This window comes from Paenibacillus ehimensis NBRC 15659, from assembly GCF_004000785.1.
Classification (GTDB): Bacteria; Bacillota; Bacilli; order Paenibacillales; family NBRC-103111; genus Paenibacillus_G; species Paenibacillus_G ehimensis.
On the sequence record NZ_BILX01000127.1, the window covers coordinates 1 to 9,307 of the forward strand.

9 protein-coding genes are annotated in these 9,307 nt (G+C 55.3%); all 9 read left to right on the top strand.

Annotated features, from left to right (window positions below; genetic code table 11):
* Positions 1-647 (top strand): NADH-quinone oxidoreductase subunit C (locus PEH01S_RS33105; RefSeq protein ID WP_246063140.1); only part of this gene is annotated, 647 nt, incomplete at its 5' end.
* A gap of 6 nt (positions 648-653) precedes the next feature.
* Entirely contained in the window at positions 654-1,757 is a 1,104-nt protein-coding gene (locus tag PEH01S_RS33110) for an NADH-quinone oxidoreductase subunit D (protein ID WP_025847680.1), read from the top strand.
* A complete protein-coding gene (gene nuoH, locus PEH01S_RS33115) occupies positions 1,757-2,764 on the top strand; it encodes an NADH-quinone oxidoreductase subunit NuoH (RefSeq protein ID WP_025847682.1) in 1,008 nt (335 codons plus the stop codon). Before PEH01S_RS33110 ends, nuoH begins: the two co-directional genes overlap by 1 nt.
* A gap of 45 nt (positions 2,765-2,809) precedes the next feature.
* Positions 2,810-3,253 (top strand): NADH-quinone oxidoreductase subunit NuoI, encoded by a 444-nt coding sequence (gene nuoI / locus PEH01S_RS33120; RefSeq protein ID WP_010499413.1) that lies wholly within the window; start codon positions 2,810-2,812, stop codon positions 3,251-3,253.
* Positions 3,253-3,780, top strand: coding sequence for an NADH-quinone oxidoreductase subunit J (locus PEH01S_RS33125; protein WP_025847685.1), 528 nt, complete (start codon positions 3,253-3,255; stop codon positions 3,778-3,780). The genes nuoI and PEH01S_RS33125 overlap by 1 nt, the downstream gene beginning before the upstream one ends.
* A gap of 3 nt (positions 3,781-3,783) precedes the next feature.
* Positions 3,784-4,101 carry an NADH-quinone oxidoreductase subunit NuoK gene (gene nuoK, locus PEH01S_RS33130; RefSeq protein WP_010499416.1) on the top strand — a complete coding sequence of 106 codons (318 nt, stop codon included), beginning with the start codon at positions 3,784-3,786 and terminating at the stop codon, positions 4,099-4,101.
* Between the two features lie 110 nt (positions 4,102-4,211).
* Positions 4,212-6,107, top strand: coding sequence for an NADH-quinone oxidoreductase subunit L (nuoL, locus tag PEH01S_RS33135; protein ID WP_127490331.1), 1,896 nt, complete (start codon positions 4,212-4,214; stop codon positions 6,105-6,107).
* Entirely contained in the window at positions 6,097-7,728 is a 1,632-nt protein-coding gene (locus tag PEH01S_RS33140; protein ID WP_025847689.1) for a complex I subunit 4 family protein, read from the top strand. Before nuoL ends, PEH01S_RS33140 begins: the two co-directional genes overlap by 11 nt.
* A gap of 4 nt (positions 7,729-7,732) precedes the next feature.
* A complete protein-coding gene (locus tag PEH01S_RS33145; RefSeq protein ID WP_025847691.1) occupies positions 7,733-9,247 on the top strand; it encodes an NADH-quinone oxidoreductase subunit N in 1,515 nt (504 codons plus the stop codon).
* Positions 9,248-9,307 lie beyond the last annotated feature (60 nt).

Genomic DNA, 9,307 nt, shown 5'->3' on the forward strand with positions numbered 1-9,307 from the left:
CGAAGGCCGCCGCAGGCGAGCCCGGCGATGCGCCGGAGGCGGAGCGCGCCGCGCCGAGCGACGCCGAGAAGGAGGCGAAGGCGAAAGCCGCCGCCGAGGCGAGAGCCGCGCGGGCGAATGCGCGCGCAGCGAAAGCGGAAGGGGCGGAGCCCGAGGCGCCGAAGGAGCCGTCGCCGAACCAGCCGCTGCTGGACCGGCTCGTGGCGATATTGAAAGATTTTCGCGCAGATGCGGTCGAAGAAGCTTTTATTAATGAAAAAGACGGGCATATTCCCTATGTTATTGTCAAAGCCGAGGCTTGGCCGGACGTGGCGGAGCTGCTGCGTACGCATGAGGAGCTGAAGCTGAATTACTTGCGCAATGTGTCCGGGATCGATATGGAGACGCATATGGAGGTGGCATACCATATCATTTCATTGGAAACCAAGCGCAATTATTGTGTGAAAGTGAAGACGGACCGGGAATCGCCGTCCATTCCTTCTGTGACTCCGATTTGGCCAACGGCCAATTGGAATGAACGGGAAATCTACGATTTGTTCGGTATCGATTTTCCGGGACATCCCGACCTGCGCCGGATTATGATGGCTGACGATTGGGTCGGTCACCCGCTGCGCAAAGATTATGAGCCGCTCGACCCGGAGGTGTGATGAAGTTTGGCCATTAGAACGGAAGAACTGCTGCTGAACGTAGGCCCGCAGCATCCGAGTACGCATGGAGTGTTTCGGATCGTCGTCAAGCTCGACGGCGAAATCATCACGGAAGCGATCCCGGTCATGGGATACCTGCACCGGGGAACGGAGAAGCTGGCCGAAAATTTAACCTACACCCAAATAATTCCTTATACCGACCGGCTGGATTATGTATCGGCGATGACGAACAATTACGTGCTTGTCCATGCCGTGGAGAAGCTGATGCAGCTTGAAATCCCGGAGCGTGCAGAGTTTTTGCGTCTGATCGTGATGGAGCTCCAGCGGATCGCCAGCCATATGGTTTGGTGGGGCACGTATCTGCTTGATATCGGGGCGATGAGCCCGTTCCTGTACGCATTCCGCGACCGGGAGATTATCATCGACCTGTTCAACGAACTGTGCGGCGCCCGGCTGACGTACAACTATATGCGGGTCGGCGGAGTCAAGTGGGATGCGCCGGAAGGCTGGATTCAGAAGGTGCGCGAGTTTGTTCCATACATGAGGGGCAAGCTGGAGCAATATAACGAGCTAGTGAGCGGAAACGAAATTTTTCTGGCCCGGATCAAGGGGGTCGGCAAGTACGACGCGGAGACGGCTATCGCCTACGGGCTGAGCGGCGCGAATCTGCGCTGTACGGGGGTAAACTGGGACCTGCGGAAGGACCAGCCTTACAGCATCTACAATCGCTTCGATTTCGACGTTCCGGTCAGCACGGGCGGCGATTGCTACGCCAGATATTTGCTGCGGTTGGAGGAAATCCGCCAATCGCTGCGCATTCTGGAGCAGGCGGTCGAGCAGTTCCCGGCGGAAGGCGAGATCATGGGCAAGGTGCCTCGCGTACTGCGTCCCGCCGAAGGGGAAGTGTACGCCGGTATCGAATCGCCGCGCGGCGAAATCGGTTGCTATATTATTTCCAAAGGAAAAGATAAGCCGTACCGCTTGAAATTCCGCAGACCGTCCTTCGTCAATCTGCAGATTCTGCCGAAGCTGCTGGTCGGCGAAACGATGACGAACCTGATCACCATTCTCGGAGGCATCGATATCGTTGTCGGGGAGGTGGATAGCTGATGCCGGATTTATTGCAAGAGCCGTTAACATGGACGAATGCAGCCATTTTTTTCGCGTGGGGCGTCGTGCTGCTTTTGGTTGTGCTCGGCTTTGTGACGTACGCGATCTACTTCGAGCGCAAGGTCATCGGCTGGATGCAGATGAGGATCGGTCCGAACCGTGTCGGCCCTCTCGGACTGCTGCAAACGGTCGCGGACGTGTTCAAGCTCTTGATTAAAGAAGACACGATTCCGAGAAAAGCCGAGCGCGAGCTCTTCATCCTCGCTCCGGTGATCACGTTTATTCCTGCGTTTACGGTCATTGCGGCCATTCCGTTCACGGACCGGCTGATCAGCAGCGACCTGAATGTCGGAGTGTTATACTATGTCGCGCTTTCCGGAATCTCGACCATCGGCATCGTGCTTGGCGGCTGGGCTTCCAATAACAAATACGCCCTGCTTGGCGGAATGCGTTCTGCCGCCCAGATGATCAGCTATGAAATTCCGTTGGTTATCTCCATCGTAGGCGTCGTGATGATGTCCGGCAGCATGAACCTTCGCACGATCGTAGAAGGACAGGCGGGCGGGTTCTGGCACTGGAACTTTTTGCCGCAAATTATCGGCTTCGCCGTGTTTATCGTTGCTGCTGTTTCGGAGCTGAACCGGACGCCCTTCGACTTGCCTGAGGCCGAGTCGGAGCTGGTTGCAGGCTACCACGTCGAGTACAGCGGCTTCCGCTTTGCCTTTTTCATGCTTGCCGAATACGTCTACGTGTTCGCTATTGCCGGCCTGACGACGACCGTGTTTTTGGGAGGGTGGCAGGCGCCGCTTCCGTTCCTCGATTTTATCCCGGGGATCATCTGGTTTTTGCTGAAGTTTGCGTTCATCGTATTTTTCCTGTTCTGGCTGCGCGCAACGATGCCCCGGATTCGGGTGGACCAACTGATGGGACTCGGCTGGAAAGTACTGCTGCCGCTGGCGCTGGTTAATATTTTTGTAACGGCCATCTATATGGCGATTGCGATGTAACAAGGACCCGGCAGCCGGATGCCGAGGATGAAAGGGTGATTGACTATGAAGGGCATCATGAAGGGACTGGGCGTGACATTTAAATCCATGACCCAGAAAAAAGTGACCTACGCTTATCCCGACGTTCCGCTTCAAATGCCGGACCGGTTCCGGGGCATCCAGCATTTTGACCCCGAGAAGTGCATCGTCTGCAATCAATGCGCGCGCATTTGCCCGACGGAATGCATCAATCTGGTCGGCAAGCCGAACCCGGACCCCGAGAAAAAGGGAAAAGTGATCGATACGTACGATATTAACTTTGAAATATGCATCTTGTGCGATCTGTGCACGGAAGTATGTCCGACCGAAGCGATCGTGATGACCAACAACTTCGAGCTGAGCACGTACAGCCGCGACGATTTGTTCAAAAACCTGCAATGGCTGAATGAGAACAATAACAACGTGCGCAAGGAGAACAATTCGGCGCTTCCGAAAGGCGGGGCGAAATAATGTTCGGAAACATCGTCGACTTTTTGTCCCACGGCGAAAATATCGCATTTTTCATCTGTGCGCTGCTTGCCATCGGCGGGGCGATTTTCATGCTCAGCTTCACCAAAGTGGTCCACATGGTCATGGCCGTGGCGCTGACGTTCATCAGCTTGGCCGGACTGTACGTCGTCCTCGAAGCAGAATTTGTGGCCGTCGTTCAGATCTTGATCTATGCGGGCGCCATCTCCATTCTGATGATTTTCGGGATCATGATGACCAAGCATACCAAGGAAGAGGAAGAGGAGCCGAAGCGGCCGTGGCATAACGGACTGTTGTTCGTCGGGGCGGCGGGATTGTTCGGCATCATCTTCTACGCGATCCAACAATCGCAGCTTCCGTCCGGCGAATACCCGTCGATGCAGGACAATACGATGGAGATCGGGAAGCTGCTGTTTTCCAACTATGTGATCCCGTTCGAATTGATGTCGGTGCTTCTGACGGTCGCTTTTATCGGTGCGATCATCGTGGCGAAGAGAGAGGAGGACTGAGGGATGGGAGCTACCGGACTGGCCACGCCTTACTTGACGCTGGCGGCGATTCTATTCTGCATCGGATTGTACGGTGCGCTGTCGAAAAAGCACGCCGTCATCGTCTTGCTGTCTGTCGAGCTGATGCTCAACAGCGTCAACCTGAACCTCGTCGCTTTTTCCAAGCTGGGCGTCAACCCGGGGTTGACCGGGCAAATTTTCTCGCTGTTTAACATTACGGTGGCCGCGGCGGAAGTAGCTGTCGGCATTGCGATACTGATTGCGCTGTACCGCAACAAAGGAACAACGGATGTCAACGAGATGGACTCGATGAAGCGATAGCGCAGCTTCCGCAAGCGCCTGTCCGGAAGCAGGGGAGGCTATCCGGGCAGGCAATCAGAGATCGTTTCTAGGAAAGCTTGCGGCAATCTCTTGGAGGAGGACTTAAGCCCATGGTATCGGCTTATTCGCAATACGCTTGGCTCATCCCGTTGTTCCCCTTGCTGTCGTTTCTCATTTTAACGGCGGTGGGGCGCAGCTTGCGGGAGACGGGCGCTTATATCAGCATTGTGGCCGTGTTCGCTTCGTTCGCGCTGTCCGTCCTTGTTTTCTGGGAACGGATCGGCGGGAACGTCGAAGATTTCACGTGGAACAAATTGCAATGGCTCCATCTTGGCAACGTGACGCTGAACATGGGCTTCGAGGTTACGAATTTGAATGCGCTCATGCTGGTCATCGTGACCTTTGTCAGCTTGCTTGTCAATATTTATTCCAAAGGCTATATGCACGGGGATGAGCGAATTAACGTGTTTTTCGCTTATATCGCCTTGTTTACGTTCTCCATGCTCGGGCTTGTCATCTCGGAGAACCTGGTGCAATTCTACATATTCTGGGAGCTGGTCGGCGTCTGCTCGTTCCTGCTCGTAGGCTTCTGGTATTTCAAGCCGGAAGCCCGGGCGGCCGCCAAAAAGGCGTTCATCGTCACCCGGATCGGCGACGTCGGGTTGTTTCTCGGCATTCTGCTGCTGTTTTGGGTTATGCCGAACCATGCGCTTGATTTCAGCTCGATTCATAACGCGCTGTCCGGCGGGAAAATTTCCGGCGATATGGCGACATGGATCGCCATCCTGATCTTCGTCGGCGCGATCGGCAAATCCGGCCAATTCCCGCTGCACACGTGGCTTCCGGATGCGATGGAAGGTCCGACGCCGATCAGTGCGCTGATCCATGCCGCGACAATGGTTGCCGCCGGCGTGTATCTCGTAGCGCGGACGTTCGATATTTTTACCGCATCGCCTGTAGCTTTGACCGTGGTTGCTGTGGTCGGGGCGTTCACGGCCATTTTTGCCGCGACGATCGGTACGGCGCAGAACGATATTAAGCGGATTCTGGCCTATTCTACGGTCAGTCAGCTCGGCTACATGATGATGGCGCTGGGGATCGGCACGACGGTGGCGTATACGGCCGGCATTTTCCATTTGTTTACCCACGCGTTCTTCAAGGCTCTGCTGTTCCTCGGCGCAGGCAGCGTCATTCATGCGGTGCACACGCAGAACATTCACGAGATGGGCGGCGTCGGCAGCAAAATGAAAATTACGGCCTGGACGTTCGCCATCGGAGCGCTTGCGCTCAGCGGGATTGTGCCGCTGTCCGGCTTCTGGTCCAAGGATGCGATTCTGGCCGAAGCGTATAATACCGGACATACCGGATTGTTCTGGGTCGGCCTGATCGCAGCGTTTTTTACGGCATTTTATATGTCGCGCCTGTTCTTTCTGGTGTTCATGGGCAAGTCCCGGCAAACGGAAAATCACGGTCCGGTTCACGAATCTCCCGGCTCCATGACCTTCCCGCTTATCGTTCTGGCGGTTCTTGCCGTGGTGGCCGGCTTCGTCTTCACGCCGTTCAATCCGTGGCTGGGCTCGTGGCTGACCGGACATGCGGAAGAAGAGCATGCCTCCTGGTTCGTCATGGTGATGTCCAACGTTGTCGGTTTGCTCGGGATCGGACTGGGGTATCTGGTATATCTGAAACGCGTCATTCCGGCTGATGCCGTATCGTCTGGCGCGCCTTGGCTGTACCGGCTGCTTAACCGCAAGTATTACATCGATGAGCTGTATCAGGCGATCATCGTGCGTCCGCTTCGGGGAATCGGGTCTTTGCTGCACCTGTTCGACGTCTATGTGGTCGACGGCGTCGTTCGCTTGGCCAGCTATACCGTAACTAGTCTCGGACGTCTCGGATCCCGGATGCAGAACGGACAGGTACAATCGTATGGGCTGCTAACGCTGCTCGGGCTGTTGATTTTGATGCTGGCCATTGCGGGAAGGAGGTTCATCGATGCCGGATAATGTTCCTATTTTATCGCTCATCGCTTTTTCGCCGCTCATCGGTGTGCTGATCCTGATGTTTATGCCCAAGACGCAGGGCCAATGGATCAAAACGACGGCGATTGTCGCGACGCTCATTCCGCTGGTGCTGTCCGCCTGGCTTTACGGGCAATTTAATCATAATCTCGAAGGCATGCAGTTCAGAGAAGAGGTGCCGTGGATCCTCGTTCCGCTGAACAAAGAGACACAGGGGCTCAGTCAATTGACGGCTTACTTCTTCGAATTTAAGTATACGATGGCCGTTGACGGCCTTTCGCTGCCGCTCGTCTTCTTGACCGCGATTGTCGGCACGATGGCTGCGCTGGCGTCGGTGTATATCAAGAAGCGCTGGAAATCGTATTTTATTTTGTTCCTGCTGCTTGAGACCGGCATGTTCGGCGTCTTTATGGCGCAAGATCTGTTCTTGTTCTTTGTCTTCTTCGAGCTGACGCTGATCCCGATGTTCTTCCTGATCGGCATTTGGGGATATATGGACCGGGAGCGGGCGGCGAACAAGTTCTTGATCTATAACGGAATCGGTTCGGCGATTATGCTGATCGCTTTTCTTATTCTCGTCAGTACGGCGGGCTTTGGCCAAACGACGGGCGATAACGGCATTTCGATTCATTATTCCGGGGATATCAACGTGATTATGGAGCATCTGTTCCAGAGCGCGGATTCGTATGTGAATCAGGGCGATCTGGAGGGCAATCCGTTCTATTTAAGCGAAACGATGAAATGGGTGCTGTTCCTGATGATGCTTGTGGCCTTCGGCATCAAGCTGCCGATTTTCCCGTTCCATACGTGGATGCTGAAAGTACATACGGAAGCGCCGCCGTCGATCGTTATGATCCACTCCGGCATTTTGCTGAAAATGGGCGCCTACGGTCTGATCCGCTTCGGAATTTTGCTGTTCCCGCAGCAAGCGGTGCAGTGGGCTGCCGTACTGGCGATTCTCGGTGTGATCAACATTGTGTACGGTGCGATTTTGGCCTTCGTTCAAAAGGAGTTCAAGCTGGTGCTGGCATACTCCAGTATTAGCCATATGGGAATCGTGCTGGTCGGCATTGCCGCGTTTAACCCGGCGGGTCTGGAAGGAGCTATCTTCCAGCTCGTCTCTCACGGTCTCATCTCGGCGCTGCTGTTCCTCCTTGTAGGGAGCATCTATGAGCGTACGCGAACAACCGAGCTTGACCAGCTTGGCGGCTTGGCCAAATCGGTGCCGTTCATTTCCGGCATTCTGCTTGTAGCCGGGATGGCCTCGCTCGGTCTGCCGGGGCTATCCGGCTTTATCGGCGAGTTCCTGGCTTTCCTGGGGTTGTTCGAGAAGTACAAGATTATTACAGCCGTCGGGGCGCTAGGGATCATTCTGGCTGCGGTCTACGTGCTTCGCGGGGTGCTCAGTATCACGTACGGCCCGCAGAAGACGGAGCTTCCGGGCATGCGGGATGCACGGCTTATCGAAGCGATACCGATGATTGCGCTTGTCGCTTTCATCGTGGTGCTCGGTATTTATCCGGGCGTGCTGAGCAATCCGCTGCATCAAACCGTAAGCAGCTTCGATCAATTCATTCACAGCGTTTCTGCGAAGATAGGGGGTTAGACCGGTGGAACCGATACGTCTTGAGCTAAGTGATCTGGGTCTGCTGGCTCCGGAGCTGACACTTGTCGCCGCCGCTGTGGTGTTGTCGCTGCTTGATCTGCTGCTGCCGCGTCAAATGAACCGGACCTGGCTGGGCTGGCTATCGCTGGTGGGTATAATTATCGCCGCTGTCTTTGCGGCCGGGCAGCTCAATCCTGCGGAACCGAAGCAGCTGCTGAACTTCAGCTACCGTGTTGACGATTTTGCGGCCATTCTGAAGCTGGTGCTGCTGGCGGGAGCCGGGCTGATTACGCTAATGAGCATCGGCTCGGTGAGAGAAGATGAGATCCCGCATATCGGCGAATTTTATTATTTGCTTCTGCCGGCGACGCTAGGCGGTATGATTATGGCTTCGTCCGGCGATCTGATCACCATCTTCGTCGGCTTGGAGCTGCTGAGCATCACTTCGTATATTTTGGTCGCCATGCGTAAAAAAGACAAGCGCTCGAACGAGGGAGCTTTCAAATACCTTGTGCTGGGCGGTGTATCGTCAGCCGTTATTTTGTACGGCATGTCCTTCTTGTACGGCATGACGGGGTCGACGGTGATCAAGGAGATTAACGCGGGACTCGGGCAAGCGGCTCAGGGAATGCTCCCGCTCGTTTATTTAAGCTTTTTCCTGCTGCTTGCGGGCTTTGGCTTCAAAGTGGCGGCGGCGCCGTTCCATATGTGGGCGCCGGACGTATACCAAGGAGCGCCGACGCCGGTTACCGCTTTTCTCGCGGTTGTGTCGAAGGCGGCGGCATTTGCGATTCTGTTCCGGTTCATGTACAACGTCTATGCGATCGGGGATCTGATGAATCTTCCGTTCCACAAAGATGTCTTGCTATCATTGATGGTTGTGGCGGCTGCTGCGATGATCGTCGGTAACTTCATCGCTCTGCGGCAAACGAATATGAAGCGGCTGCTGGCCTACTCCGGTATTGCCAACTCCGGCTATTTGATGGTGCCGATCGCGATCCAGTTCTCGATGATGCATTATTCGAATTTCGCCGAGTTTGCCTTTTACCTGATCGCCTATCTGTTCATGAACATCGGGATATTCGCGGTGCTGATGATCATCGAACGCTCGACGGGCGACGATGAGATCAAAGGCTTGGCCGGCTTGTACTACCGTGCGCCGGGAACGGCTGTTGCAACCGTACTGCTGGTGCTGTCCTTGGCAGGGCTACCGGTGTCCGGCGGCTTCTTCGGGAAGCTGTACATTTTGCTCGGTACGCTGCAAACGCAGCATTACTGGCTCGCGGCGGTCATGATCGGAACGAGCGTCGTTTCGTACTACTATTACTTCGGCTTGATCCGCCAAATGTTCATGCGCAGCGAAGACGGAGCGCAGCCAATCCGCACGAGCGTTCCGCTTGGCATAACGATGTGGCTGTGCGTAGCGGCCAGCGTCGTGCTGGGCTTGTTCCCGCAGTGGGTGCTCGGTTACTTGGAGCGCATCTTCTCGCTTACGCAGGATCTATTCATATTTGGTTAGTCCAAGTGAGACGAATCGTCCCACTCGTCCATGCGAAACCCCGCTCTTCCTTGATCGGAA